The 25,788-nt window shown below is 68.1% G+C and carries 25 protein-coding genes and 1 tRNA gene; 8 read left to right on the top strand and 18 right to left on the bottom strand.

Annotated elements, in window-relative coordinates:
* Positions 1–2: 2 nt before the first annotated feature.
* From AKG07_RS06710 to AKG07_RS06725, 4 genes are read right to left on the bottom strand one after another with little or no spacing between them, the layout of a single operon-like run.
* Positions 3–215 carry a hypothetical protein gene (locus AKG07_RS06710; protein ID WP_053096947.1) on the bottom strand — a complete coding sequence of 71 codons (213 nt, stop codon included), beginning with the start codon at positions 213–215 and terminating at the stop codon, positions 3–5.
* 19 nt (positions 216–234) lie between these two features.
* A complete protein-coding gene (locus AKG07_RS06715) occupies positions 235–1,164 on the bottom strand; it encodes a type II secretion system F family protein (RefSeq protein ID WP_233277343.1) in 930 nt (309 codons plus the stop codon).
* 5 nt (positions 1,165–1,169) lie between these two features.
* Positions 1,170–2,027: a type II secretion system F family protein gene (locus AKG07_RS06720; RefSeq protein WP_053096949.1), complete on the bottom strand. Its 858-nt coding sequence runs from the start codon at positions 2,025–2,027 to the stop codon at positions 1,170–1,172.
* The gene (locus AKG07_RS06725) at positions 2,024–3,205 is read right to left on the bottom strand and encodes a CpaF family protein (protein ID WP_053096950.1); all 1,182 of its coding nucleotides are present in this window, start codon (positions 3,203–3,205) and stop codon (positions 2,024–2,026) included. Before AKG07_RS06725 ends, AKG07_RS06720 begins: the two co-directional genes overlap by 4 nt.
* A gap of 120 nt (positions 3,206–3,325) precedes the next feature.
* Here AKG07_RS06725 and AKG07_RS06730 point away from each other — a divergent pair.
* Together AKG07_RS06730 and AKG07_RS06735 are read left to right on the top strand one after the other, a co-directional pair.
* Positions 3,326–3,407: transfer RNA gene (locus AKG07_RS06730), tRNA-Leu, on the top strand.
* Between the two features lie 66 nt (positions 3,408–3,473).
* A complete protein-coding gene (locus AKG07_RS06735; protein ID WP_053096952.1) occupies positions 3,474–4,244 on the top strand; it encodes a DedA family protein in 771 nt (256 codons plus the stop codon).
* Positions 4,245–4,271: 27 nt separating this feature from the next.
* On the opposite strand, the gene ku is transcribed toward AKG07_RS06735, so the two are convergent.
* On the bottom strand, positions 4,272–5,126 hold the full coding sequence (gene ku / locus AKG07_RS06740) for a non-homologous end joining protein Ku (RefSeq protein ID WP_053096954.1): 855 nt from the start codon (positions 5,124–5,126) through the stop codon (positions 4,272–4,274).
* 58 nt (positions 5,127–5,184) lie between these two features.
* Here ku and ligD point away from each other — a divergent pair, with 58 nt between their 5' ends.
* On the top strand, positions 5,185–7,161 hold the full coding sequence (gene ligD, locus AKG07_RS06745) for a non-homologous end-joining DNA ligase (protein ID WP_053099179.1): 1,977 nt from the start codon (positions 5,185–5,187) through the stop codon (positions 7,159–7,161).
* A gap of 3 nt (positions 7,162–7,164) precedes the next feature.
* On the opposite strand, the gene AKG07_RS06750 is transcribed toward ligD, so the two are convergent.
* The 5 genes from AKG07_RS06750 to murI form a co-directional block, all read right to left on the bottom strand.
* On the bottom strand, positions 7,165–8,085 hold the full coding sequence (locus tag AKG07_RS06750) for a cation diffusion facilitator family transporter (RefSeq protein WP_053096956.1): 921 nt from the start codon (positions 8,083–8,085) through the stop codon (positions 7,165–7,167).
* Positions 8,086–8,171: 86 nt separating this feature from the next.
* Positions 8,172–8,747, bottom strand: a complete 576-nt coding sequence (locus AKG07_RS06755) for a dihydrofolate reductase family protein (protein ID WP_053096958.1) — start codon at positions 8,745–8,747, stop codon at positions 8,172–8,174.
* Positions 8,748–8,803: 56 nt separating this feature from the next.
* Positions 8,804–9,397 carry an RdgB/HAM1 family non-canonical purine NTP pyrophosphatase gene (gene rdgB / locus AKG07_RS06760; protein ID WP_053096959.1) on the bottom strand — a complete coding sequence of 198 codons (594 nt, stop codon included), beginning with the start codon at positions 9,395–9,397 and terminating at the stop codon, positions 8,804–8,806.
* On the bottom strand, positions 9,397–10,131 hold the full coding sequence (gene rph / locus AKG07_RS06765) for a ribonuclease PH (RefSeq protein ID WP_042536503.1): 735 nt from the start codon (positions 10,129–10,131) through the stop codon (positions 9,397–9,399). The genes rdgB and rph overlap by 1 nt, the downstream gene beginning before the upstream one ends.
* A gap of 45 nt (positions 10,132–10,176) precedes the next feature.
* Positions 10,177–11,010, bottom strand: a complete 834-nt coding sequence (murI, locus tag AKG07_RS06770; protein WP_053096961.1) for a glutamate racemase — start codon at positions 11,008–11,010, stop codon at positions 10,177–10,179.
* 75 nt (positions 11,011–11,085) lie between these two features.
* Between murI and AKG07_RS06775 the strand changes: the two genes are divergently transcribed.
* Entirely contained in the window at positions 11,086–12,411 is a 1,326-nt protein-coding gene (locus AKG07_RS06775) for a nicotinate phosphoribosyltransferase (RefSeq protein WP_053096963.1), read from the top strand.
* A gap of 20 nt (positions 12,412–12,431) precedes the next feature.
* On the opposite strand, the gene AKG07_RS06780 is transcribed toward AKG07_RS06775, so the two are convergent.
* From AKG07_RS06780 to AKG07_RS18040, 3 genes are read right to left on the bottom strand one after another with little or no spacing between them, the layout of a single operon-like run.
* Entirely contained in the window at positions 12,432–12,698 is a 267-nt protein-coding gene (locus AKG07_RS06780; protein WP_053096965.1) for a DUF3039 domain-containing protein, read from the bottom strand.
* A 40-nt stretch (positions 12,699–12,738) separates the two neighbouring features.
* Positions 12,739–14,304, bottom strand: coding sequence for a hypothetical protein (locus AKG07_RS06785; RefSeq protein ID WP_053096967.1), 1,566 nt, complete (start codon positions 14,302–14,304; stop codon positions 12,739–12,741).
* Positions 14,280–15,998 carry an ABC transporter ATP-binding protein gene (locus AKG07_RS18040; protein ID WP_233277344.1) on the bottom strand — a complete coding sequence of 573 codons (1,719 nt, stop codon included), beginning with the start codon at positions 15,996–15,998 and terminating at the stop codon, positions 14,280–14,282. Before AKG07_RS18040 ends, AKG07_RS06785 begins: the two co-directional genes overlap by 25 nt.
* A 251-nt stretch (positions 15,999–16,249) precedes the next feature.
* Between AKG07_RS18040 and AKG07_RS06795 the strand changes: the two genes are divergently transcribed.
* The 4 genes from AKG07_RS06795 to AKG07_RS06810 all read left to right on the top strand — a co-directional run bounded on the left by AKG07_RS06795 (position 16,250) and on the right by AKG07_RS06810 (position 19,925).
* Positions 16,250–16,942 carry a phosphocholine cytidylyltransferase family protein gene (locus AKG07_RS06795; RefSeq protein ID WP_053096968.1) on the top strand — a complete coding sequence of 231 codons (693 nt, stop codon included), beginning with the start codon at positions 16,250–16,252 and terminating at the stop codon, positions 16,940–16,942.
* Positions 16,943–17,022: 80 nt separating this feature from the next.
* On the top strand, positions 17,023–17,997 hold the full coding sequence (locus AKG07_RS06800) for a hypothetical protein (RefSeq protein ID WP_053096971.1): 975 nt from the start codon (positions 17,023–17,025) through the stop codon (positions 17,995–17,997).
* 108 nt (positions 17,998–18,105) lie between these two features.
* Positions 18,106–19,695 (top strand): acyl-CoA carboxylase subunit beta, encoded by a 1,590-nt coding sequence (locus AKG07_RS06805; RefSeq protein WP_372984169.1) that lies wholly within the window; start codon positions 18,106–18,108, stop codon positions 19,693–19,695.
* Entirely contained in the window at positions 19,692–19,925 is a 234-nt protein-coding gene (locus AKG07_RS06810; RefSeq protein ID WP_308418038.1) for an acyl-CoA carboxylase subunit epsilon, read from the top strand. The genes AKG07_RS06805 and AKG07_RS06810 overlap by 4 nt, the downstream gene beginning before the upstream one ends.
* 198 nt (positions 19,926–20,123) lie before the next feature.
* Here AKG07_RS06810 and AKG07_RS06815 read toward each other — a convergent pair whose 3' ends face one another.
* The 5 genes from AKG07_RS06815 to AKG07_RS06835 form a co-directional block, all read right to left on the bottom strand.
* Complete coding sequence (locus tag AKG07_RS06815; RefSeq protein ID WP_053096975.1) at positions 20,124–21,323, bottom strand: ROK family transcriptional regulator; 1,200 nt, start codon at positions 21,321–21,323, stop codon at positions 20,124–20,126.
* Between the two features lie 298 nt (positions 21,324–21,621).
* Positions 21,622–22,632 (bottom strand): hypothetical protein, encoded by a 1,011-nt coding sequence (locus AKG07_RS06820; RefSeq protein ID WP_053096976.1) that lies wholly within the window; start codon positions 22,630–22,632, stop codon positions 21,622–21,624.
* Positions 22,629–23,858 (bottom strand): ATP-binding protein, encoded by a 1,230-nt coding sequence (locus tag AKG07_RS06825; RefSeq protein WP_053099182.1) that lies wholly within the window; start codon positions 23,856–23,858, stop codon positions 22,629–22,631. Before AKG07_RS06825 ends, AKG07_RS06820 begins: the two co-directional genes overlap by 4 nt.
* Positions 23,848–24,510, bottom strand: a complete 663-nt coding sequence (locus tag AKG07_RS06830) for a response regulator transcription factor (RefSeq protein WP_053096978.1) — start codon at positions 24,508–24,510, stop codon at positions 23,848–23,850. The genes AKG07_RS06825 and AKG07_RS06830 overlap by 11 nt, the downstream gene beginning before the upstream one ends.
* A gap of 40 nt (positions 24,511–24,550) precedes the next feature.
* Entirely contained in the window at positions 24,551–25,780 is a 1,230-nt protein-coding gene (locus AKG07_RS06835) for a class I SAM-dependent RNA methyltransferase (protein ID WP_053096980.1), read from the bottom strand.
* Positions 25,781–25,788 lie beyond the last annotated feature (8 nt).

Consider the following 25,788-nt stretch of genomic DNA (forward strand, 5'->3'; position numbering starts at 1 on the left):
TGTCAGAGACCGGAGACGCGTTGGATGGCCTGCTCGAACAGTGCGCTGAGCGCCGGGCCGGCGACCGCCCAGATGAGCACCACCAGACCGGCGGTCATCAGTGTGACGAGCACCCATCCGGGTACGTCCCCCGATTCGTCGCCGACGAGATCGTCCATGAGATCGGGGGTGAGCGAGGCAACCCTGGTGGTGCCCAGTGGTCGAGAGGTGTTCATGTCGTCCTTTCGTGGTCGCTCAGCCGATGCCGAGTCGCAGGATGAAGAGACCGGGGTAGATGGCGAAGAGCACGGACAGCGGGAGGATCAGGAAGACGAGCGGGAGGAGCATCAGGATCTCCTTCCGACCGGCCTGTTCGATGAGGACCCGCTTGGCGTCCTCGCGAGCGTCCCCCGCCTGCGCATGCAGGACGGCCGAGAGCGGCGCGCCATGCTCGAGCGCGGCGGTCACCTGATCGATCGCACGGGAGAGCCCCGGAAGCTGCAGTCGCGCGGCCATCTCCGTGAGCGCGTCGGCGAGCGGCGACCCCGTGCCGACAGCGAGCACCACGCGGCGGAACTCACCGGTCAGTTCGCCGGAGCCGACCGCGGCCACCCGACGCAGCGAGTCCAGGAAGCCTTCACCCGCCGACAGGCACAGCGCGAGGAACTCGAGAGTGGTCGGCAGCTCGTCGGTCAACCGGGCGCGACGCGAAGCGACGCGAGCCGTGAGCCGCACGTCGTATGCGAACCCGGCTGCGGCTCCGAGGATCCCGGGCAGCAGGGCGATCGGCGGGCTCATCCGGCCCGTGATCGCGAACACGATCGCAGCGATCGAGCCGATGACGATGCCGGCGAGCACCCAGCCGAGCTGACGCCCGCGGAAGGCCCCCTGCTCCAGAGGAATCCCCGCCTGCTCGATCCTCCGATGCAGAGCATCGCCGCCGCCTACAAGGCGTTCGAAGAGCACACGTGACCGAAGCCAGAATGCGCGGTCACCCGCGGAGAGCACGCCGACTCGCGGGAGCGCGTTCCCGGGCAGGTCTTCATCGGCGACCGCATCGCGCACATAGGGCGCGATGCGCAGAGCCAGCGGCGCTGCCGACCACCGTGGAAGCGACGCGAGTATGCAGAGCAACCCCATGCCGAGTGTTCCGCCGCCGAGCACGGCGACGGCGATCGCGGACATCGGGTTCACCCGAACCACCGCCCCGGCTCGGCGAGCCGACCGATACGGATCATCAAGCGATAGGCGATCACCGACACGGCAGCTCCCCCGCAGATCACCAGCATCCCTTCACCGGTGCCGTAGGCGGCCGCGCCCTCAGGGCGCAGCACCAGCAGGCCGAGGATCACCCAGGGCGCGACGGCACCGAGCACGGCAGCGCCTCGGATCCATGACTGTCTGGCTTCGACCTCGCCGCGCAGCACGGCGTCTGCGCGCACCGACGACGACAGCGCGCGGAGGACGCCTGTGAGCTCGGTGCCGCCGACCTGTCGCGCCATACGGAGCGTCTCGATGATCCGATCGGCGATGGGATCAGCCAACGCCGCCTTCAGCCGGTCGAGGCTCGTCTCGAAGCGGCCGGTGGCGCGCAGGTCTCTGGCGAACACGGCGAAGGCCGGCCGCATCATCGTCGGCGATGACTCAGCGAGACTCGCGACGGCGTCCGGCAGTGACAATCCGACACGGATGGATGCGATCAGCAGGTCACAGACGTCGGGCCAGAGCTGGCGACGAAGTCTGCGCAGCCGGAGGCGTCGGGAACGCACGAAGACGATCGGCACGACGGCCGCGGTCGCGCCTGCCAAGCCCGCGAGGACCGGGATGGCTGTGAAGAGCCAGACAGAGGAAGCGGCGGCGAGCGCGACCGTCAGCATCACCAGCAGGAGCGTGCGCGGGCTGACAGACGCCATGCCGCCCTCTTCGAGAAGGCGAGTCAGACGGCCGCGGTGCCGGACCCTTCCTCCATCTTGAGGCGGAGGCCAGAGCCACGGCGATGCGCACAGCAGCAGACCTGCGGCGAGCATCGCACCGAGCAGGACCGTCACAGAGTGCCTCCGCGACGCCACGCCGTCTGTTCAGTGGACGCCTCGTCGCCGCGGATGTACACGGTTCGCGTGATGATCCGGCCGTCGACCACCGCGCCCGTCGGCGCGATGACCTCGTGCACCCGTCGCACTCCGGTGTCGTCACGCACGCAGTGCACCACGAGATCGACCGCGCCGGCGAGGGCCGGCACGATGAACGATCGATCGATGTTCCGTCCCGCGAGGAGCGGCAGAAGCGTGAGCTTGTCGAGCGCCTCGGCCGCGGAGTTCGCGTGCACGGTCGCGGCACCCGGCACGCCTGTGTTGAGTGCGAGGACCAGGTCGAGCGCCTCCGCATCTCTGACTTCGCCGACGACGAGGCGATCGGGTCGCATCCTCAGCGCCTCCTTCACGAGCCTGCGCAGCGTGATCTCCCCCGTTCCCTCCAGACTCGCCTGACGCCCCTGCAAGGACACGACATCCGGTCCCTGCACCGCGAGCTCGAAGGTCTCCTCGACGGTGATGATCCGCTGACGGTCGGCGCACGAGTCGAGCAGCGCACCGAGGAAGGTGGTCTTGCCTGCGTGGGTGGCACCGGACACGACGACGCTCCTGCCCGCGCGCATCGCGTCACGAAGCATCGCGGCCAGGTCCGGAGTCAGCGCCCCGTGGTCGACGAGCGCCTCGAGGCTTCGATACCGGGGCAGGAACTTGCGGATGTTGACGGACCACGATCCGCGGACGACATCCGCGATCGCGACATGCAGTCTCGACCCGTCGGGAAGAGACGCATCCACGAACGGCTGACTGATGTCGACACGGCGCCCCGTCGACTGCAGCATCCGCTCGATGAGATCGCGCAACGACGTTTCCGTGAGACGCATCTCGATCCGCTCGGCGACCCCTCCGCGTGCGACGTGGATGCTCTCGGGGCCGTTGAGCCAGATCTCCTCGATCTCAGGGTCGTCGAGGAGCGACTGCAACGGCCCGAAGCCGCTGACCGCCGCGAGCACGTCACGCACGCATGCTGCTTCGTCGTCGATCACCGCCGCGCCTCGCGCCAGCGCCAGATCGTTGAACTTGCGCACCTCGGCGAGCGTGACCGAGCGCGCTGCCGAGGAGTCGAACGTCGGATCCGTTCCTTCGGCGCGTAGCCGCTGACGAACGCGCTCGGCGACGAGGACGGAGGGCTGGATCACCCGAGCATCCTCGCAAGGATCGGGTGACACGCGCCGGAGTTATCCACAGCGGCGGCGGTGCTCCTGCGGGCGGATCCCCAGCAACGCACGATCCCCCGATCAGTAGACTTATCCCAGCGCGCGGGAGTGGTGAAATTGGCAGACACGCAGGATTTAGGTTCCTGTGCCCTAGGGCGTGTGGGTTCAAGTCCCACCTTCCGCACCGATCTGTCGCACCCCCTGCGACCGACGACTTGACCGCCGCACAGCGCACGACGACGGGAAATCCATGCATCACGCCGCTCTCATCCCCTGGCTCGACCCCGCCACGATCATCGGCTCGGCCGGCCCCTGGGCGCTTCTCGTGGTGTGCTTCATCGTCTTCGCGGAGACGGGCCTTCTGGTCGGGTTCCTGCTTCCTGGCGACACGCTGCTCGTGATCTCAGGACTCCTGTCGCACCCGATCGCGGGTTCGGAGCACGGGGTGTTCGGCATCAACGTGTGGATCGTCGCGCTGCTCATCGGGCTCTCGGCGTTCGTCGGCGGTGAGGTCGGCTACCTCATCGGCCACAAGGGCGGACCCGCAGTCTTCGAACGCAAGGAATCGGGCCTGTTCAGCAAGAAGAACGTCGAGCGGACGAACGCCTTCTTCGAGCGTTTCGGCGGCATCACCGTCATCCTCGCCCGCTTCGTGCCGATCGTTCGCACCTTCGCCCCGGTCGCCGCCGGCGTGGGCCACATGCCGTGGCGCCGCTACACGCTGTACAACCTCATCGGTGCGATCCTCTGGGGCTTCGGTCTGACGATGTTCGGGTACGCCATCGGCTTCATCCCGCCGGTCGCGCACTTCGTCGAGAGCTACATCGACCTGATCCTGCTCGCTGCCGTCGGCGGCACGGCACTCATCACGCTCTGGCACTACCTGTCCGAGCGTCACAAGGCGAAGAAGGAAGCCGCGGCCGGCGAGGGTGAGACAGACGCCACCGAGGCCGAAGGACTCGCCCTCGACCCCGAGGTCTTCGACCGTGCTCCGGACTTCGACGGAGACGGCAAGCACTGATCTCGGTGCAGAAGAAGGCGGGCTGTCTCAGCCCGCCTTCTTCTTGCTCGGGCTCTTCTTCGTGCTCGCCTTGTCGCCGGTCGACTCCGACCGAGCGGCCTTGGTGCGAGCCACACTGGCGCGCAGCGCCTCCATCAGGTCGATGACCTCACCGCTCTTGGCATCGCCCTCGGCCTCGCCGAAGGTGTCCGAGACATCGAACGTGTCGCCCGCCTCGATCTTCGCATCGATCAGAGTGCGCAACTCCTTCTGGTACTCGTCGACGAACGACTCAGGATCGAAGTCAGCCGAATAGCTGTCTACGAGGGATGCCGAGAGCTCGAGCTCCTTCTTCGAGATCCTCACATCCTCGTCGAGCACCGGGAACGCCGCCTCACGCACCTCGTCGGCCCACAGCAGCGTCTGCAGCACGAGCACCTTTCCACGCACACGGAGGGCAGCCAGTCGGGTCTTCTGTCGCAGCGTGAAGCGCACGATCGCCGTGCGGTCGGTCTGTTCGAGCGTCTTGCGCAGCAGCACGTACGCCTTCGGCGACTTCGAGTCCGGTTCGAGGTAGTACGGCTTGTCGAGGGTCAGCAGATCGACCTGGTCGGAGGGCACGAACTCGACGACGTCGATCTCGCGGCTCTTCTCCGCCGGCAGCGCCGCCAGATCGTCCTTCGTGAGCACGACCGTCTGCCCTTCCTCGACGTAGGCGCGATCGATGTCGGCGTAGGCGACGGTCTCGCCGCACACCTCACAGGTGCGCTGGTACCGGATCCGGCCGCCGTCCTTCTCGTGCACCTGGTGCAGCGGCACATCATGGTCCTCGGTGGCGGAATACACCTTGACGGGCACGTTCACGAGGCCGAAGGTGAGCGCACCTTTCCAGATCGTTCTCATGACCCCAGTGAACACCAGCCGCGCGGCTCACGGCCAGTACCTTGACTACGCTGGCGTCATGGTCGCAGAGGCGCAGAACGTGCAGATCGATGGCCGCCGGCTGCGCATCACCAACCTCGACAAGGTCGTCTACCCCGAGACCGGCACCACGAAGGGCGAGATCATCGCCTACTACACGGCGATCGCGCCGCACCTCCTCCCTCTGCTCGCGGGCCGCCCCGTGACCCGCAAGCGCTGGGTGGAAGGGGTGGGGACCGCGGATGCTCCCGCCGACGCGTTCTTCACGAAGCAGCTCGAGCCGGGAGCTCCGGAATGGATCCCCCGACAGCCGATCCGGCACTCGGACGGCCCCAAGGAGTATCCCCTCGTCCAGGACGTTCCCACGCTGGTCTGGCTCGCGCAGGTCGCCGCGATCGAGCTGCACGTGCCGCAGTGGCGCTTCGCCTCCGACGGCATGCCGGGAAAGCCGGATCGGCTCGTCCTGGATCTCGACCCGGGCCCGGGGGTCGGGCTCGCCCAGTGCGCCGAGGTCGCACGGATCGCACGCAGCCTGCTCAGCGACATCGGACTCGATCCGGTGCCCGTGACCAGCGGAAGCAAAGGGATCCACCTCTACGCCGCCCTCCCCGGGCAGCAGACGAGCGCAGAGATATCCGCGGTCGCGAAGGAGATCGCCCGTCTGATCGAGACCGGGCATCCGGATCTCGCCACGAGCACGATGGCCAAGGCCGCGCGCGGCGGCAAGGTCTTTCTCGACTGGAGCCAGAACAACGGCAAGAAGACGACGATCTCGCCGTACTCGATGCGTGGTCGCGCGCACCCCTGGGTGGCGGCTCCGCGCACCTGGGACGAACTCGACGACCCCGACCTCGCGCAGCTCGACTTCGCGACGGTGCTCGAGCGTGCGGGTTCCGGGCAGGACCCCATCGCTCCGCTTCTCGCCGCCCAGGAGGGCCCCCCGGACACCACCTCTGCGCCGGGCCCCCGCGTCGACGCACACGGCGCGAACTCGCATGCGAGCCGCCACCGCCCGCGGACGACCGGTGCGGCACCGCTGGCCTCGTCGTCTCCCCCCTCCATCTCCCCCATGCTGGCCGAGAACGGCACGCCGGCGATCGCCCGCACTCTGAGCTCTCCGTCGTGGGTGGAGGTGAAGTGGGACGGCATCAGGGCCATCGGAACCTGGGCGGACGGACGGATGCTGCTGCATGCCCGCAGCGGCACCGACATCACGGCCCGCTACCCCGAGCTGACTGCCGACGGCGCGCCGTTCCTGCCCGTGTCCGATGCGATCATCGATGGCGAGATCGTCGCCTTCGATGCGCAGGGCAGGCCGAGCTTCTCGATGCTGCAGAACCGCATGCACCTGACTCGGCCCCGCGAGATCGAACGCGAGGTCGTGCGCACGCCCATCGTCTACATGGCTTTCGATCTGCTCCGCCTGAACGGTCACGACCTCAGCTCCATGGCGCTGTCGGAGCGACGGACCCTCCTCGAGGAGGTCGTCGCCGACCTCGATGCGCCGGTGCAGGTCCCACCCGTGTTCGACGATCTCGACGCCGCTCTCGCGGCGAGCGATGAGTTCGGCCTCGAGGGCGTCGTCGTCAAGGATCCGTCCTCGCGGTACCGTCCGGGCCAGCGCTCACCGGCCTGGCTGAAGATCAAGCACACCCGCATGCAGGAGGTCGTGATCGTCGGTATCCGCCCCGGCAAGGGCGACCGGGAGGGCACGTTCGGCTCCCTGCTGCTCGCGGTCCCCGAGTCCGGACGGCTGCGCTATGTCGGTCGCGTCGGCACGGGATTCACCGACCGGATGCTGCGCGACCTGCTGAGCCGGCTCGCTCCCCTGCGCACCGACTCCGCGCCCCTCGAGGACGTGCCCGCGCTCGATGCGTCGGATGCGCTCTGGGTCCGACCTGAGCTCGTCGGCGAGGTCGAGTTCGCGAACTGGACCCCGGACGGCGTTCTGCGTCACTCCCGTTGGCGGGGACTCCGGCCGGATAAGACTCCCGACGAGGTGATCGTCGAGTCCTGACCGTCAGGCGTGGTGCGGTTGGCAGTCGGACTGCTCCGCGGGCTCGATCTGGAAGGTCGAGTGAGCGACGTCGAAGTGGTGCGACAGACACGACTGGAGGTCGCTCAGCAGCTTCGCCGAACGTCCATCGGCGAGGAGAGCCGGGTCGACGCTGACGTGCGCACTGAACACCGGAGCACCGCGAGTGAGCTGCCAGACGTGCACGTCATGCACGCCGACGACTCCGTCGTAGTCGAGGAGGTGCTGTCGGATCTCGCTGACCGCAGTGCCCTGGGGCGCTGATTCGGAGAGCACCGAGAACACCTCGCGGAGCAGCGCGATGGCTCGCGGGATGATGAGCACGGCGATCATGATCGACGCGAGCGCGTCGGCGGGCATCCATCCGGTCGTGACGATCACGATCGCTGCGATGATCACCATCGCCGACCCGATCAGGTCGCCCATCACCTCGAGGTAGGCGCCGCGGACGTTCATGCTGGTGCGCTGCGCGCGGCTCAGCAGCCACATCGAGATGGCGTTCGCGACAAGACCCACGACGGCGACGATGAGCATCAGCCCGCCGACCACCTCGGTCTCCCCCGGGTTGATCAGACGACCGATGGCCTCCACCCCCACCCACCCGGCGAGGAGGATCAGGATGATCGCGTTGATGAGCGCCCCGAACACCTCGGCGCGCTGGTATCCGAACGTGCGGCGGTCGTCGGCAGGTCGGGCGGCGACGGCCGCCGCGATGAGCGCGATCACCAGAGCCGAGGCGTCTGTGAACATGTGAGCCGCATCCGCCAGCAGCGCGAGAGAACCGGTCAGCAGTGCGCCCACGATCTGCACGACCATGATCGTCGCGGTCAGTGTCAGCGAGATCGCCAGAAGACGGCGATGGTTCGCGGAGCGGATGCCGCCCGCGGCGGGCGCATGATCGTGCATGTCTCCAGGCTAGACCGGCTCGCACACCCGCCGGCGGGTCTCAGCCCAGTCGGGAATGGTGATGATTCTCAGTAGCCGCAGGGCCGTCAGCGCTGGCGAGAGTACTCGAGCACGACGCACCCGTTGTCGAACGAGCGCACATCGTCGAGACGGAACTGGGTCGGGGCGAAGGGGTGGCTCGCCATCGGGATGCCGGACCCCGCGATCGTCGGGTACTTCTTGACGATGAGGCGATCGATCTCGTCGAGGAGCACCCCGGCGAGCCCGGCCCCACCCGCGAGGTAGATGCCGAGGCCGGGTTCCGCCTTGAGCGCGCGGACCCGCGCGACAGGGTCGGTGCGCACGATCTCGACGTTGGCTTCGCCCGGATCGTCCAGCGAGCGACTGAACACGACGGTCCGCAACTGCGAGTACGGGTCTGTGATGGCGACCTGCAGTGCGGGTTCGTAGGTCCGACGCCCCATCACGACGGTGTCGAAGCGGGTGACCGCTGCGCTTGCGCCGCCCCGCGCCGCGCGCACATGCGCAGGCTGGATGTCGGGGAGTTCCGTGCCGAGAGCGTCGGCGAACGCAGCGGTCACGGGGAAGAAATCGACCTCGCCGTCCGGGCCGGCGATGAATCCGTCGAGCGTGACGCCGACGTAGTAGGTGAGTTCTCGCATGTCATCAGAGTAACCACTACGCATGAAGTACGTCAACCGTAGTGAATGCCGCCGACTCAGAGAGCGGCGAGCAACGGCAGCAGTTCCGCGAACGCGCGCGCACGGTGCGACTGCGCCTGCTTCTCGCCGGCAGTGAAATCGCCGACCGTGCGCTCCGCCCCCTCGGGCTGTCCGTCCGGGACGAAGATGGGGTCGTAACCGAATCCGCCGCCTCCGGATGCTTCGCGCGCGAGACGTCCCGGCCAGTTCCCGACGACCACGTGCTCGGCTCCGTCCGGAGTCACGAGCGCGATCGTCGAGTTGAAGTGAGCAGCGCGGTGAGGATCCGCGATGTCGCGCAGCTGGTCGAGCAGCAGCTCGAGGTTCGCCGCGGCATCCTTCTTCTGCCCCGCCCAATAGGCCGAGAAGACACCGGGCGACCCGCCCAGCACGTCGACGCAGATGCCGGAGTCGTCGGCGAGCGCCGCGAGTCCCGTGTGCGCCGACGCGGCGCGAGCCTTGATCAGCGCGTTCTCCGCGAACGTGACGCCGTCCTCGACGGGCTCCGGTCCGTCATACGCGATGATCTCGAGATCAGGGCGAGCGGATGCCACGATCTGTTGGAACTCCGCGACCTTGTGCGGATTGTGCGTGGCGAGGACGACCTTCATCAGCCCGCGAGCGCCTTCAGCTGGTGATCCTTCAGGTCGGCGCAGCCCGCGACGCCCAGGTCGAGCAGGGCGTCGAGCTCGCGCTTGTCGAACGGCGCTCCTTCAGCCGTGCCCTGCACCTCGACGAAGAGCCCGCGGCCCGTGACCACGATGTTCATGTCGGTCTCGGCGCGGACGTCCTCGACATATGCCAGATCCAGCATGGGCTCGCCGTCGATGATCCCGACCGAGATCGCAGCCACGGAGTCGAGCAACGGCGTCGCGTTCTTGCCGATGAACTTCTTCTCGCGTCCCCACTCGATCGCATCTGCGAGGGCGACGTACGCTCCGGTGATCGCGGCGGTGCGGGTGCCTCCGTCGGCCTGCAGCACGTCGCAGTCGATCACGATCGTGTTCTCACCCAGCGCCTTGGTGTCGACCACTGCGCGCAGAGCACGGCCGATCAGCCGCGAGATCTCGTGCGTGCGCCCGCCGATGCGCCCCTTGACGCTCTCCCGGTCGTTGCGGCTGTTGGTCGCACGGGGCAGCATCGAGTACTCCGCCGTCACCCACCCCTTGCCCTTGCCGGTCAGCCAGCGAGGAACGCCATTCGTGAATGATGCCGTGCACAGCACCTTGGTTCCGCCGAAGCTGATCAGAGCCGAGCCCTCGGCGTGGCTGCTCCACCCGCGCTCGATCGTGATCTCGCGGAGCTGGTCGGTGGAACGGCCGTCGGCGCGGACGATGCTGGTCATGGGATTCCTTCGGTGGAGGCGGATGAAGCGGATGCTGCGGTCGGGCTACTGTCCGGGGACAGGCTCCGGAAGCGTGATGACACCGGTCTGCACGAGCTGCACGTCGCGCACCTCCCGGCCCATCAGGCGGTTGGCGAGGGCGGTGAACTCGGTCGTCGAGTCCCCCGTCGCCTCGTAGACGTACGTGGCCGTGGCGTCGGGAGACGCGAGAAGATCGCCTCGCACGAGCTGGCGATAGACATCCCCGGCGGTCTCGTCATCACTCGAGACGAGGGTCACCCCCTCCCCCATCACGTAGCTGATCGCGCCACGCAGGAAGGGGTAATGGGTGCAGCCGAGAACGAGTGTGTCGACATCCGCCTCGCGGAGCGGCGCGAGGTACTCCTCGGCGGTGGCGAGCACTTCAGGCGTGCCGGTGATGCCCCCCTCGACGAACTCGACGAAGCGCGGGCACGCCGCGGTGAAGACCTCGAGCCGTTCGTTCACCTCGAGCATGTCCTGGTAGGCGCGGGAGCCGATCGTCCCCACGGTGCCGATGACCCCGACGCGGCCGTTGCGAGTCGTCGACACGGCTCGTCGCACTGCCGGGCCGATCACCTCGACGACCGGAATGTCGTAGCGCTCTCTGGCGTCGCGCAGCATGGCCGCCGATGCCGTGTTGCAGGCGATCACGAGCATCTTGACGCCCTGGTCGACCAGGGAATCGAGTACTTCGAGGCTGTAGCGCCGCACGTCCGCGATCGGCTTGGGGCCATAGGGCGAGTGAGCCGTGTCGCCGATGTAGACGAACGATTCCCGGGGCAGCTGGGCTCGGATGGCCCGGGCCACCGTGAGTCCGCCGACACCGGAGTCGAAGATTCCGATCGGGGCGTCGTTCATGACTACCCAGCCTACCCGCGTGCGGCGCGCGTCACGCTCAGCGACCCGGACGGCTCCCCTCACTAAGCTGAGCGGATGACGACGTCCACGGCGCTTCTGACCGATCGTTACGAACTGACCATGCTCGCCGCCGCACTGCGCGACGGCACCGCATCACGGCCGAGCGTGTTCGAACTGTTCTCACGCAGGTTGTCGGGAGGACGACGTTTCGGAGTCGTCGCCGGTACCGGTCGGCTCCTCACGCTGCTGCGACAGTTCCGCTTCGAGGATGACGAACTGCGATTCCTGCGTGACAACCAGGTGGTGGATGCCGAGTCCCTGACGTACCTCGAGAACTACCGCTTCACCGGCTCCATCCGTGGCTACCGCGAGGGCGAGCTGTACTTCCCCGGCTCCCCCATCCTCACGGTCGAGGGCAGCTTCGCCGACGCTGTCGTGCTCGAGACCCTGGCTCTCAGCGTGCTCAACCACGACTCCGCCGTCGCCACCGCCGCCTCCCGCATGAGCATCGCGGCGGGCGAGCGTCCGCTGGCCGAGATGGGCTCTCGGCGTGCCGCAGAGCAGTCCGCCGTCGCAGCCGCGCGAGCGGCCTACATCGCCGGTTTCCGGGCCACGAGCAATCTCGAGGCCGGACGACGCTGGGGTATCCCCACCATGGGCACGGCCGCGCACTCCTGGACCCTGCTGCACGAGACCGAAGAGGAGGCGTTCCGCTCGCAGATCGACTCTCTGGGAACCGACACCACCCTGCTCGTCGACACCTACGACATCCGCGCCGGGGTCGAGACGGCCATCCGCGTCGCAGGTACGGGACTCGGCGGCGTGCGGATCGACTCGGGTGACCTGCCGATCGTCGCCGCCGAGGTGCGGGCGCAGCTCGACGAGCTCGGTGCGACCGGAACACGCATCACGGTCACGAGCGATCTCGACGAGTATGCGATCGCCGCGCTGGCCGCGTCGCCCGTCGACGCTTACGGCGTGGGCACGTCGGTGGTCACGGGATCCGGATACCCCACCGCGAGCATGGTCTACAAGCTCGTGGCGCGGCAGGACTCGGACGGCGCATGGATCGGCGTCGCGAAGGCGTCGACCGACAAGGCATCTCACGGCGGGCGCAAAGCAGCGTTCCGCACCCTCGTCGACGGGGTGGCGGAGGCAGAGACCGTCGTCGTCTCCGACGAATTCGAGGAACTCGACACCCCGGCCGAGCATTCGGACGGGCGGGCGCTGCAGACGACCTTCGTCGAGAACGGCGAGATCGACGACTCGTTCGAAGGACCCGAGGGAACGGCCTCTGCCCGAGCGCACCATCTGCGGGTGCGGGAGGAGCTTCCGGTCAGAGCGCTCGCCCTGAGCAAGTCCGACCCGGCGATCCCCACCGTCTACGTCGACGCGAGCTGACGCGGCCGAGGCGGTTCAGTTCAGCCGACCATCGATTCGTAGATCTCCTTGCACGTGGGGCAGATCGGGAACTTCTCCGGATCACGGCCCGGCGTCCACTTCTTGCCGCACAGCGCACGCACCGGCTTACCGGTGATCGCCGATTCGAGGATCTTGTCCTTCTTGACGTAATGGGAGAAGCGCTCGTGGTCGCCCGGCTCGACATTCTCCTCGCGGAGGAGTTCTTCCAGTTCGCGATCAAGCGTTGCCACGCCGCCCTGATCGGGGCTGTCCAGCGGAGTACTCATGCCGAGAGTCTAGCCTCGGACGCACCCGGTTGGGCGGTCGTCACGCGGTCTCGACGAACTCCATCAGTCGCTCGCCCTCATGCTCGAAGATCCGCCCGCCGACGCCGACACCGATCGCGAAGAGCGCCACCCCTGTCGCGAGTCCGGCCCAGAACGTCGCGGGGGCGAACTGCGATCCCTCGAGCATCGTGAGCACGAGCAGCCAGATGGTCGGCACGCTCACGAGGATCGCTCCGAGGAACGCCGCAGCAGGACCGTACGCGCCACGCGACGTCGGCCGCTGAGGCTGCTGGAACGGGCTGTCTCCGGGACGCGACACGGCGTACGGCGCGATGACAGAGACGATGCTCGAGAAGCCGAGCGCCGACAGCAGCAGGCTGGCCCCGAGGCCGGTGAGGGGCAGAAGGAGACGCCAGTCATCGATCCAGAGCATCGTGAGAGGCACAGCGATCGCGAGCACGGGAACGGCCACGAGCATCACCGGGACGAGTCGGCCCAGACGATCGGGGATGCCGCGCACGCCGCTCGCCACGTGCGTCCACAGTGCGGTGGAGTCGTAGGCGACATCGTTGTGCGGCAGCCAGCCGAAGAACAGGGCCATCACCGGAACGGGCACGAGAGCGGCGATCTCGAGCGGCACGCCCGCGACGAGGAGCGGCAGGACGGACAGCACGCCGGCGATCGGGACCACGATGAGATTCATGATGTAGCGGCGGTCACGCAGCCAGTAGACGAGGCTGCGAGACGCGATCGCACCGAAGGCGTTCGAGGGAAGCAGTCCGAACCAGCCGAGACCGGAGCGCTCGCGAGAGGCCACCGGACGCTCGGTCGTGGTGAGCAGTCTGCGAACCAGCCACGACCACACCGCCCAGAGCACCACCGCGGTGAGGAGGGCCACGATCCCGCTGATCCAGTTGCCGGCATCGTCATCCGTCGCGAACGAGAACAGGAACCTCGACGATGCGGCGAAAGGGGTGAACCCGATCGTCGCCGTCAGCGCCCCCACTGCGGCGGGGACCTGTCCATCCCACTTGAGCGAGGCGAGGAAGACGGCCACCGGGAATGCGATCACGATCACGGCCAGCGCGAAGAGGGCGGTGAGCTCGCGCGATCGACGCTCCGGCAGCAGCAGCGCGTTCACCGCCATGCCGATACGCGCCGCAAGCACCGTCGAGAACAGGCAGACGACGCTCATCAGCACCGCGATGAACCACGGCGCTCCGAGCCTGATCGCCACGATGCACACGCTGATGTTCACAGCGATGAGAGCCAGGCTGGGAACGCTGACCAGTGAGGCGAGCGCGAGGATCCATGGCATCTGCCGCTCGTCGACCCCGAACACGGCGAATCTGCGGGGATCCAGCTGATCCACGGCACCCACGAGGATGGGACCCACCAGGAATCCCAGGAGCAGTGCCGCGCTGCCGAGGACGATGACCGTGCGCGCGACAGCGACGGGTGCGTCGTCGAGGCTGAGGATCGCCGCGCAGACCACACCCGTGAGAATCGCCACGACGGCGAGCATGATGAGCGTCCGTACCCGACGTTCGCCGCGGAGCGATCCGATCAGGAGCGCGGCTCTCAGTCGGAGAACGTGTGCAGCCACTCGAGCCCCTCCACCTCGCCGATGCCACCGGACAGCTCGACGAACCGCGCTTCGAGCGTCTGGCCTGCGCGGACCTCGTCGATGGTGCCCTCGGCGAGCACTTCTCCCCCGACGATGATCGCGACGCGCGAGCAGACCCGCTCGACGAGATCCATCCCGTGGCTCGAGAGCACCACCGTTCCGCCGTGCGCGACATAGGCGCGCAGAATGTCGAGGATGACCGCGGAGGACACCGGATCGACGGCCTCGAACGGCTCATCGAGCACCAGGACCCTCGGCGAGTGGATCATGGCTCCCGCGAGCATGATCTTCTTGGTCATACCGGCCGAATAGTCGGAGACGACGCGATTGAGCGCCTCTCCGAGATCGAATGCGCGCGCGAGATCGGCGACGCGCTTCTCGATGACCGCCGAGGCGAGCCCCCGCAGGAGCCCGTAGTAGTAGAGCAGCTGCCGCCCGGTGAGTCGATCGAACGTGCGGAGCCGGTCGGGCAGCACACCCATCATGCGTTTCGCGGCAAGAGGCTTCGCCGACTGATCGATGCCGCAGATCACGATGTCGCCTGCATCGGCCCGCAGCAGCCCGGCGACGATCGACAGGGTCGTCGTCTTGCCGGCGCCGTTGGGACCGACGATGCCGTAGAACGAACCTGCAGGCACCGTCAGGTCGATGCCGTTGACCGCAGTGTGATCCCCGAAGTTCTTGACGAGGCCTCGGATGCGGATGGCCTCCGCACCGGACGCTGCCTCGACTCCGGTGACAGCCTCCTCGGTCGCGGCCGCATCGGACACCGGCTCGGAGATCTCGGATGTCGTGCTCTCGTCGGCGGATGCCGTTTCTGCAGACTCGGTGGCGTCGGCGACGTCCGCCGTCGCGCCGTCGACCGGCGTCGCGTCGTCGACCGGCGTGGCGTCGTCGACCGCCGTCGCGCCGTCGACCGGTGCGGCGTCGTTCATAGGGGTCTCCTCCGCCGGAGCGGGCAGATCTGTCTTCGCCCTCTCGGCTGCCTCAGGCTCGTCTCCCTGAACGTGGGCGGGAGCCGGCATCTCGATCTCGATCGCCGCTTCGCTCTCGACCTGAGCGTCTGCCTCGGCCTTGGCCTTGGCCGCAGCAGCCTTCGCGGCAGCTGTCTTCGCCGCAGCGGCCTTCGCGGCCGCGGCCTTGGCCGCCGTGGTCTTCGCCGCGGAAGTGCGTGCTGCGGACTTCGCCGACGCGCTCTTCTCCACCGCAGCCTTGGCGGCGACCGTCTTCGCCGCGGCCGCCCTGGCGGCCGGAGTGGATCCCTGCGCGGCTGAGGTCTTCGCAGCAGCGGTCTTCGCCGCGGCCGTCTTCGCGGCTGTGGTCCTCGCAGCGGTGGTCTTGGCCGCAGCGGATCGCGCCGATGACGTCTTCGCCCCAGCCGCGCGGGCGGTCGTGTCGCGGGTCGCGTTCTTGGCGGCAGTCGTGCGAGCGGCGGCGGTCTTCTTCGATGCCGCCGATCGCGGAGCGCCGCTCTCGGTGCTCCGGTCGATCTTCAGCGCCGGTTCGGCGACCACCTCGACGGTGACCGCGGCCTTGTCCGCCGCAGCTTTGGAGGGAACGCGCGCTCCACCCGTCTTCTTGGCAGGCGTCGTGCGAGCGGAAGTCTTCTTCGGGGCGGCGGGCGTGGCGTCGACCGCCTGAGCAGCGGGATCGTCGGGGGAAGAAGCAGTCACCGTCCTACGGTATCAACGGGGGCAGGATTTCTTCGGGTCACCGCAACATTTCGCCGACCTGGTGAGCCCGTTGGACATTTCACTCCGGATCTGGACGAATCTGAGTGTTGGGTGTGTACTGGATCACGAATTGGCCACAGCGATGTCAACCCCCGCGGGTTCTCAGGCGGGATCGCTAGCATGGCTCTCGGCACGACGAAGTGTCCGGTCGGTGAACCGACCATGAACACATACTTCATTTAGGAGCACTCGTGACTCTTCAGACCGTCATCCTCGCAGCAGGCATGGGCTCACGCCTCGGCCGCGCGCTGCCGAAGCCGCTCACGGAGTTGAGCGACGGCCGCACGATCATGCGCCAGCAGCACGACAACATCCGCGCCGCCTTCGGATCGGACGCCCGCATCACCGCCGTCGTCGGGTACCGCGCAGAGACCATCATCGAGGCGTTCCCGAACGTCAATTACGTGCACAACGAGCGCTACGACGAGACCAACACGTCGAAGAGCCTGTTGCGCGCTCTCGGCGCCACCGGCAAGTCGGGCGTGCTCTGGATGAACGGCGACGTGGTGTTCGACCCGATGATCCTGGGCCGCGCTGCGGCCTACATCGAGCGCGACCAGTCCTTCGTCACGGTGAACACCTCCAAGGTCAGCGACGAGGAGGTGAAGTACACGGTCACGGCCGAGGGCTTCATCAACGAGCTGTCGAAGACCGTCAAGGGCGGTCTCGGTGAGGCTGTGGGCATCAACTACATCTCCTCCGCAGACAAGAAGGCGTTCATGCGCCAGTTGCAGCGCGTCGAAGACCAGGACTACTTCGAGCGCGGCCTCGAGCTCGCGATCGCCGAAGACGGCCTGCTCCTCGAGCCGATGGACGTCTCCGATCTCTACGCGGTCGAGGTCGACTTCGCCGAGGACCTCGAGCGGGCGAACCTGTTCGTCTGATCGCCTTCCACGAAAGCCCGGCCCCGTCAAGGGAGCCGGGCTTTCGGCTTTTTCGCGGCCTGGCTTCCTAGGATCGATCCATGGCCCCCAAGGTGCACAAGATCCACTCCCTCCCCGACGACGCCGCGTGGGACAGGGGGGTGCCGCCCGCCGGCTCGGCCGAGCATCCGCTGATGGTCCGCGGGCTGGACCGCGTTCTCGCGATCCAGCGCCCGCTCGTGCTGGCGCACATCCGCAGCATCCGCCTGCGCAACCCGCACGCTTCGCCCGAGCAGATCATCCGCATCCTCGAGCGGCGCTACCTCGCGGCCGTGACCACGGGCGGCGCGGCGGTCGGAGCGACCGCCGTCGTGCCGGGGATCGGCACCGGCATCACGCTCGCCCTCTCCGGAGTCGAGACGGTGGGCTTCGTCGAATCGACGGCGCTCTTCGCGCAGTCCGTCGCAGAGGTCCATGGCATCGCGGTGTCGAACCCCGACCGGGCCCGCGCGCTGGTGATGACCCTCATGCTCGGCAAGGAGGGCGTGGCCCTCGTCGGACAGCTGGCAGGCGAGGCCACCGGCCGCGGCGGCTCGAGGTCGTCGTACTGGGGCGAGATGGTGACGAAGTCGTTGCCGCGCGCTGCCGTCGGCCCCCTCGTGGATCGACTGAAGAGCATGTTCGTGAAGCAGTTCGCGGCGAAGGGCGGCGCCTCGTTCATCGGGAAGGCACTGCCGTTCGGCGTCGGCGCGGCCGTCGGAGGCGCGGGCAACCACATTCTCGGACGCCGCGTGCTGACGACGTCGCACCACGCATTCGGAGCGGCACCTCTGGACATGCCGCTCGAGCTGGAGCCCGTCGCCGGCGCAGAGAAGATGGAGCTGCGGATGCTGCACGGTGCCCAGTTCGTCGGGGGCGCCGTGGCCGGAGCGGCCGGATCGGCGGTCCGCGGCGTCGGCTGGGCGGGACGGAAGATCGCGTCGGTCGGACGTGGCCGCAACAAGGACGTCGGCGAGATCGAGCAGGCCGGCACCCACGACCTGCCGGGCACGCTCGGTGCCGAACACCGCGAGTGACGGCCGCCCTCGGGACACGTGGGGTTCACGAGAGCCGCCAAAGGATCTGACGACCCGTTGTAGCGAGCATCCAACGGACGGGGCCACCGCGACGATAGGGTGGAATCCGTGACGGACAAGCCCGAACTCTCGACCACCGCCGGCAGAATCGCAGACCTCCGCGCTCGCTACAACGAAGCCGTTGTCGACGCCGAGAAGGTCGCGCAGGAGAAGCAGCACGCCAAGGGCAAGATGACCGCCCGCGAGCGCATCGAACTGCTCGTCGACCCCGGAAGCTTCGTCGAGTTCGACGAGTACGTGCGCCATCGCACCACCGCGTTCGGCATGGATCGCAACCGGCCCTACGGCGATTCCGTCGTGACGGGTGTGGGCACGATCCACGGCCGCACGGTCGCGGTGTACTCGCAGGACTTCACCACGTTCGGCGGATCTCTCGGCGAGGTCTCCGGCGACAAGATCATCAAGATCATGGAGTTCGCGCTGTCGGGCGGTATGCCGATCATCGGCATCCTCGACTCCGGCGGAGCCCGGATCCAGGAGGGCGTGCTCGCCCTCAGCAAGTACGGCGAGATCTTCCGCCTGAACACACGGTCGTCGGGGGTCATCCCGCAGATCTCGATCATCATGGGCCCGGCCGCCGGTGGAGCCGTCTACGGCCCCGCTCTGACGGACTTCGTGATCATGGTCGACAAGACCAGCCAGATGTTCGTGACCGGTCCGGACGTCATCAAGACGGTCACCGGCGAGGACGTCGGCATGGAGGAGCTCGGAGGAGCCCTCACGCACAACACTCGCTCGGGTGTCGCGCACTACCTCGCCGAGGACGAGGACGACGCGATCGACTACGCCCGCACGCTCCTCGGCTTCCTCCCCGACAACAACATGGCGGAGATCCCCGCGTACGAGAGCGGCTTCGAGTGGGAGACCACGGATGCCGATCGCTCTCTGAACACGATCATCCCCGACTCCCCCAATCAGCCGTACGACATCCACACGGTCATCGAGCACGTCGTCGACGCGGGAGACTTCATCGAGGTCCAGCCGCTTTTCGCGCCGAACATCGTGATCGGCTTCGGCCGGGTCGAAGGGCGCTCGGTCGGGATCATCGCCAACCAGCCGTCCCAGATGGCCGGAACGCTCAACATCGAGGCGGGTGAGAAGGCCAGCCGATTCGTGCGGTTCTGCGACGCGTTCTCGATCCCTATCGTCACGCTCGTCGACGTGCCCGGGTATCTCCCCGGTACCGATCAGGAGTGGACCGGCGTGATCCGCCGCGGCGCCAAGCTCATCTACGCCTACGCGGAAGCGACCGTGCCGCTGGTCACGGTCATCCTGCGCAAGGCCTACGGCGGCGCCTACATCGTGATGGGATCGAAGCAGCTGGGCGCCGATGTCAACCTCGCCTGGCCGACGGCGGAGATCGCCGTGATGGGCGGCCAGGGTGCGGTCAACATCCTCTACCGCGGCGAGATCAAGCGTGCCGAAGAGGCCGGCGAGGACGTCGCCGCCGTGCGCACGCGGCTCGCGAACGAGTACACCTACAGCGTGACCTCGCCGTTCCTCGCCGCCGAACGCGGCGAGATCGACGGCATCATCGAACCGGCGAACACCCGAGTCTCGATCGCCAAGGCGCTCCGAGCCCTCCGCGGGAAGCGCGCCGAGCTGCCCCCCAAGAAGCACGGGAACATCCCGCTGTGACCGAGCCCGCGACGTCGGACGAGCGCCAGCTCCCGACGATGGAGATCACCCGGGGCGTTGCGACCGAGGAGGAGCTCGCCGCTCTCATCGCCGTGGTGAGCGACGCCTACTCGCAGGAGGCGGCGGATGCCGTGGCCGAGGAGCCTCGCGTATCGGCGTGGGCCCGCACCCAGCGACCGCTGCGACGCGCACTGCGACGAGACATCCCGTGGGGCCGCTTCGCACGCTGACGCCCTCGCATCGGAGAGTCTGCGAGACCCGGAGCCCCCCAGCTACCGGGCCACGCAGACGACCCTCCGATTGATGCGGGGCCGTCGCCCCTGGCACCTGTAAACCCCAGACGGCGCATCTCTTCGATAATACATCGACTGGAGTAATCACTGAGGGCGCTCCAACCGATATACCGGTATGCGAATTGATGGCTCCGTTCAATCCTCGAGGTAGAGGTCGGATGCTCGAGGCGTGAGCACCGCGTCGAGCACGACGCAGGCGGCCCCCACGGCACCGACATCCTCTCCCACCACCGCGCTGTCGACGCGCAAGGCCCGAACCGACCTCGTCGCACTGCGACGGTTCAGCTGCTCTGGGATCTCGCGCAGATAGACCTCGGACAGAGGGGCGCAGAACGGCCCGCCGAGCACCACACGATCGACATCGAGGATGTTCGTGAGCACCGAGATCAGCACTGCGAGATGTTCGGCAGAGCGACGCAGAACGCCCAGTGCGCGGATCTCGCCCGCGGAAGCGAGCTCGCACAGACGGGCGAACCGCTCCTCCACTCCGCGCGCACCTCCGTCGTCCGGCTCATCGCGGAACACCCCGGCCGCCTCCGCCTGCTCGACGATCGCCTGCGGGGTGCATACCACTTCGACGCATCCTCGCGAGCCGCACGCGCAGGGCGGCCCGTCTGGGTCGACCATGATGTGGCCGATCTCGCCGAAGTTGTGGGTGCTGCCTGTGACCACAACCCCCTCACGCGCTGCGGCGGCCCCGAGCCCCGTGCCGAGGTAGACGAACAGGAACGAGTCCTCGGCTGTCGCGGAGCCGGTCCACAGCTCCCCCACTGCGGCGGCAGTGGTGTCCTTCTCCAGCGTGACTTCGAAGCCCGTCGCTTCTGCGAGAACGGAACGCAGCGGCACCCGATGCCATCCGTCGAGCTTCGGGGGGTCCACCACCGTGCCCTTCGCCGCGTCGAGCGGCCCGGGGGCAGCGACGCCGACCCCGGCGACGAGTGCGCGATCGATGCCGGCCTCGTCGACGAGGCCATCGATCGTCTGCGCCATCGTCTCGACGATGCGGTGCGGATCCCGGTCGTGCGTGCGCACGACTCGTCGTGCGATCACCGCACCGGACATGTTCAGCAGCACGAAGGTGATCACCGACGGGTCGAGATGCACCCCCACCGAGAAACGACTCTCCGCGACCAGGCGCAGCGTGACTCGCGGCTTGCCGGGCCCGTTGATGGTCCGCCCTGCTTCGGTGATCAGCCCCTCGTCGAGAAGGCGACGGGTGATGTTCGTGATCGTCTGCGCCGAGAGGCCGGTCGCATCGACGAGCTCGATCCGGCTGAGTCCCTCTCCGGACCGGCGGATGGCCTCGAGGATGACGGACTGGTTGAAGTCACCCATGCGGGGGAGATTGGTTCCGCGACGCATTCCCATGCCTCATCATCTCGCACCGGCGTCGATTCCGTGTCCCCCAAAATACCTACAGACAACGACTTGACTAACCATGAGACTGAGTAAGACGCTTCGCGTTCGGCTGGTCTCTCTGTCCCAGGGTAGATAGACGCAGACCGGCCACCAGCGGACGGTTTTCGGGTAACTGGTCCGCATGGCGAGGGGCTGGCGGATTCGCCGCCCCTCGCCCACTCTGTCTGACCTCGACTCTGACCCCCTCCCCCGGCCAGAGCCGAGGACAGGGACTTCACTGGCGTGGAGCGTCTCTCGGGATCTCGTGCCACACGTCGACGGCATCGTCGTCGCTCTGCCCGCCGGCGCCAGCCCGGCCGACCACCGTCACGGCCGTGTGAGCATCCCTGGCCGCTCGGATGATCCACCGCTCCGCATCCGCATCGCGCAGCACCCGGGCGAGCTCGTCGCGGATCATCGCGCGTCGTCCCTCATCGACGTCGTCCAAGCCGCCCTCGTCGAAGACGGTGACGACGGCACCGCGGCGACGCGCGTCCTCGATCGCATCCCGCACCGCATCGTTGAGCAGATCGGCTCCCCGGAGCTCGTCGCGCAGGCGACCTTCCGCCAGACGCGCCTGCAGACGCTCCTCCTCGCTCAGCGCGCCACGCGATGCGACGGTGCGACTGAGCACCGGCCCCGCGACCGCCAGCGCGAACTGCGTGCGCAGACGACGTTCCTTCTGGCGCACCTGCTGGGTCGCGTGCCAGGCGGACACCGCCTGCTGGATGCCGGCGAGGCGCTCGGTGTCGCGGACGGCTCTGTCCCAGAAGATCACCAGGAGGTGAGCGATCGCGACCCACACGAGCGAGCCCACCAGGCCGAGGGACAGCGCCACGAAGACACCCAGATACACCGACGATGTGGCGACGAGGACGAGCACCACCAGCCAGCCGATCACGAAGCGGCGCCGGACGATGCACACCACGCCCATCAGACCGAGCGCACCGATGTACCAGGTGGCGAACGGCGCCGTGCGTGTCAGCGGATCGAGTGACAGCGTCACGAGAATCGGAATGAGGACGCTCGAGACCAGTGTCAGCAGCGCCGCCCAGAGCGGCATCCGCACCGAGATCGCCGAGTCCCAGAGGATCGCGACGTTGACGACGACGAGGTACAGCGCGATCGCCGCGACCATCAGCAGCGGCGCGGAGGGCTGCTCGATCCACCACACCCCTCTCGCGGCGAAGTACATCGCGAAGCCCACCGCGAGTGACGTCGCGACACTGCGCACCGTGCGATTCATGGCCGCTCCCAGCCCAGCGTCACGGTGGTGCCGCACTCTCTCGAATCGATCTCGGCGGTGCCCGCCACCCCGGCCATCCGTGCGAAGATCGACGCTCTGATCCCGAGGCGGTCGGCGCCGATCGCCCCGATATCGAATCCTGGGCCGGTGTCCGTGATCGTCACCGTGATCCCCTCGTCACCGCGGCCCTCGACGAGGATGTGCAGCCCGCGCCCACCCGCATGGGTGACCGCGTTGCCGAGCGCCTGTCTGGCGGCGAGCACGAGTGCTCTCGCGGCGCGCCCGGGGATCAGGCCGATCCCTCCCCGTTCCTCGACGATCGCATCCGCCCCGAGCTCGGACAGGGCACGACGGAGCTCGACGACGATCTGAGCGGCGCCCACCGGTTCGTCGCTGCCCTCCTGGGCCACCGCGGCCTCGGTGTTCGCCAGGCGGGTGAGAGCCTCCCGGGCCATCCCCACGGCGAGGTCCTGTGCCCGATCGCCTTCGGCCCGTTCCGCGGCGATCAGCGCTGCGAGGACGCTGTCGTGCATGAGCGCCGACATCGCCGCACGCTCCTCCTCGGCTGCGGCGGCTGCCGCTGCGCCCGCGTACGACGCGACGGCTCGGGTCCGGGCCTCATCGACACCCGCGGCGACCGAGCGGAACATCCATCCCAACGCGATGATGACGCATCCGAGGATCAGGGTGAACGACACGTCGAACGCCGTCGTCACCCAGAAGTCTCGCGAGAAATCGCCTTCGACGAGGCGGACATAGCCGTAGACGAACGGCAGGCACACCGCCCAGACGAACTGCAGCCACAGAGGGAAGGCGAGCATCGCAGCCACGACGCCCACGTTGACGAGGAAGAAGATCCACGGCTGGTCGGCGGCTCTGCCCACAGGGTCGACCAGACTCGGCCAGGCGGCGAGCGCGAGTGTGTACACGATGGCGAACGCGCCGGACGCGGTCCTGACGCCACGTCCGATGACGCACGCGACGAGCATGACGATCAGCGGCACGAAGACCACGAGCAGCATCGTGATGCGCGCGGCATCCGATCCCGTCGTCGTGACCCCCGCGATCAGTGCCTGTGCGCCGAGAACACCCGATCCGATCGCGACGACCGTGGCGAGGATGCGCTCCATGCGTTTGCCGGTGAAGCGCTCGAACTCGGTCTCCACGCTGCCGGGCGAAGGGATCTTGCTCCATGCCTCCCGGATGCTGAGCGGGTCAGCGGCCACTCGGCGCCCCGTCTGCGGCGACGATCCCATCCTCCATCGCTCGCCGCAGAAGGTCGACCTTCGTCGGGGCCGGTCGCCCGACCTCCACGTACTTGACCCGGATCCGGGTGATGTTCTCCTTGGCGGTCGAGTACGCGACGCCGAGGCGCTCGGCCACGGCCTTCAGCGGCAGGCCGGTCGCATACAGCCGGAGCACCTCCCGCTCGCGTGTCGACAGCTGGGCGTCCGCGAAGTCGCGATCCCCGTCGACAGCGCTCGCCCACTCGACGTTGTTGAGGGCTTCGCCCTGCGCGACAGTGCGGATGGCGTCGAGCACGTCGTCCAGCGCAGAGGATTTGCTCACGACGCCGGCTGCACCGGCAGCGAGCGCCTCGCGCACAGCCGCCGGTCGATCGGCGACGCTGTGGATCACGACGCTCGCGCCGTCGGCGACGAGAGACCGGACGTTCTCGGTCACCGTGGTGCCGTCTCCCAGGGTGAGGTCGAGCACCACCACGTCGGCAGGCTGCGACGACGTCGTCGACCTCCACTCGAGATAGGACACGACCGTGCTCCCGGAGAAGACGACGGTCTGCTCTCCGTCACGAGCGCACGCCGCCTCGAGACCGAGGCGGACGGATTCGTGATCGTCGATGAGTGCGACCCTGCTCATCCGCCCAGCCTACTGAGTACTCAGCCCCCGCAGATCACGATCACCGGGTGAGCAGCGCGACGACCTCGAAGTGATGCGAGTGCGGGAACAGGTCGAAGCCGCGCAGCGTCCCCACGTTCCACCCGTGTTCGCGGAAGGTTCCGAGGTCCCGCGCCAACGCCACAGGGTCGCAGGCGACGTAGGCGATCGCCTCGGGGGCCAGAGAGTTCAGTGCATCGACCACCGCGCGTCCGGCACCGGCACGCGGCGGATCGAGTACGACCGCTCCTGCTCGCGTGTCGGAGGGGAGACCGGCGAGATAGCGGTCGACCCGTGCTGTGATGGCATTCACGGCGAGGGGCGCGAGGTTCTGCTGCGCGTGAGTCGTCGCCCGCCTGCTGGACTCGACGGTGACGATGTCGGTGCCACCGAGGTCTGCGAGCGATGCGGCGAAGAGCCCGACTCCTCCGTAGAGGTCGAAGTGCGTCGCCTCCGGATCGACGTACCCGTCGAGGATGCCGTAGACGGCGCCGTCGAGCACCGAGGCGGCTCGCGGGTGCACCTGCCAGAATCCACCGGCGTCGACCTGGAACCGGCGATCGCCCACCTGCTCGTAGACGACTTCGGGCGCCGGGCGGCGGTGCTGCCCCCTGGCCGGTCGCTCGTCGAGGCGATCTCGTCGGATGACCCGCACCTGGCCGTCGCCCGGTTCGACCAGGTCGACGCTGCCCGCCTCGCCACCCGCGAGACGGAGGGCCGCCTGTGCGACCGCCGGACGCGCGAGCGGGTGGGAGCTGACCGGGATCACCCGGTGGCTGCGAGCGGCGTAGGGTCCGACGCGCCCCTGGTCGTCGACGTGCAGGGTCACCCGGGAGCGCCAGCCGGTTCCGTCGGTCGAGTCCACGGCCTCGATCTCGGGAGCCTCGAGACCGGGTCCGGCGAAACGATCGAGCGCCTCGGTGAGCACCTGACGCTTGAGCACGCGCTGATGCGCGAGATCGATGTGCCCCAGGTCGGCGCCCCCCGGCCGGTCCTCGGGCGCGCGGGAGACGTCGGCCTCCGCCCAGATGTGCGGGCGACGATGCGGCGAGGCGTCCAGAACCTCGACCGTCTCGGCACGCCAGAAGCTCTTGGACTCACCCGTGGAGTCCTCGGTGAGCCGCGCGCGGACCCGCTCACCGGGGATGGCGTCGGAGACGAAGACGACCCGGCCTTCGTGTCGGGCGATGAACGTGCCGCCGTGCGCGATGCCGGTGATGTCCAGATCGAGCAGGACTGGGGAGGAAGTCATCCTTCGAG

Source organism: Microbacterium sp. CGR1 (assembly GCF_001266755.1).
Classification (GTDB): domain Bacteria; phylum Actinomycetota; class Actinomycetes; order Actinomycetales; family Microbacteriaceae; genus Microbacterium.

What these genes read in the sequence shown, in the direction of transcription:
- AKG07_RS06780 (WP_053096965.1), bottom strand. Translation starts at nt 12,698, where the DNA reads ATGAGTACTCCGCTGGACAGCCCCGATCAGGGCGGCGTGGCAACGCTT.
- AKG07_RS06820 (WP_053096976.1), bottom strand. Translation starts at nt 22,632, where the DNA reads ATGAATCGCACGGTGCGCAGTGTCGCGACGTCACTCGCGGTGGGCTTC.
- AKG07_RS06835 (WP_053096980.1), bottom strand. Translation starts at nt 25,780, where the DNA reads ATGACTTCCTCCCCAGTCCTGCTCGATCTGGACATCACCGGCATCGCG.
- AKG07_RS06715 (WP_233277343.1), bottom strand. Translation starts at nt 1,164, where the DNA reads ATGTCCGCGATCGCCGTCGCCGTGCTCGGCGGCGGAACACTCGGCATG.
- AKG07_RS06775 (WP_053096963.1), top strand. Translation starts at nt 11,086, where the DNA reads ATGACGACGTCCACGGCGCTTCTGACCGATCGTTACGAACTGACCATG.
- AKG07_RS06710 (WP_053096947.1), bottom strand. Translation starts at nt 215, where the DNA reads ATGAACACCTCTCGACCACTGGGCACCACCAGGGTTGCCTCGCTCACC.
- ligD (WP_053099179.1), top strand. Translation starts at nt 5,185, where the DNA reads ATGGTCGCAGAGGCGCAGAACGTGCAGATCGATGGCCGCCGGCTGCGC.
- rdgB (WP_053096959.1), bottom strand. Translation starts at nt 9,397, where the DNA reads ATGAAGGTCGTCCTCGCCACGCACAATCCGCACAAGGTCGCGGAGTTC.
- AKG07_RS06755 (WP_053096958.1), bottom strand. Translation starts at nt 8,747, where the DNA reads ATGCGAGAACTCACCTACTACGTCGGCGTCACGCTCGACGGATTCATC.
- AKG07_RS06815 (WP_053096975.1), bottom strand. Translation starts at nt 21,323, where the DNA reads ATGGGTGACTTCAACCAGTCCGTCATCCTCGAGGCCATCCGCCGGTCC.
- AKG07_RS06800 (WP_053096971.1), top strand. Translation starts at nt 17,023, where the DNA reads ATGGCCCCCAAGGTGCACAAGATCCACTCCCTCCCCGACGACGCCGCG.
- AKG07_RS06735 (WP_053096952.1), top strand. Translation starts at nt 3,474, where the DNA reads ATGCATCACGCCGCTCTCATCCCCTGGCTCGACCCCGCCACGATCATC.
- ku (WP_053096954.1), bottom strand. Translation starts at nt 5,126, where the DNA reads ATGAGAACGATCTGGAAAGGTGCGCTCACCTTCGGCCTCGTGAACGTG.
- AKG07_RS06750 (WP_053096956.1), bottom strand. Translation starts at nt 8,085, where the DNA reads ATGCACGATCATGCGCCCGCCGCGGGCGGCATCCGCTCCGCGAACCAT.
- rph (WP_042536503.1), bottom strand. Translation starts at nt 10,131, where the DNA reads ATGACCAGCATCGTCCGCGCCGACGGCCGTTCCACCGACCAGCTCCGC.
- AKG07_RS06830 (WP_053096978.1), bottom strand. Translation starts at nt 24,510, where the DNA reads ATGAGCAGGGTCGCACTCATCGACGATCACGAATCCGTCCGCCTCGGT.
- murI (WP_053096961.1), bottom strand. Translation starts at nt 11,010, where the DNA reads ATGAACGACGCCCCGATCGGAATCTTCGACTCCGGTGTCGGCGGACTC.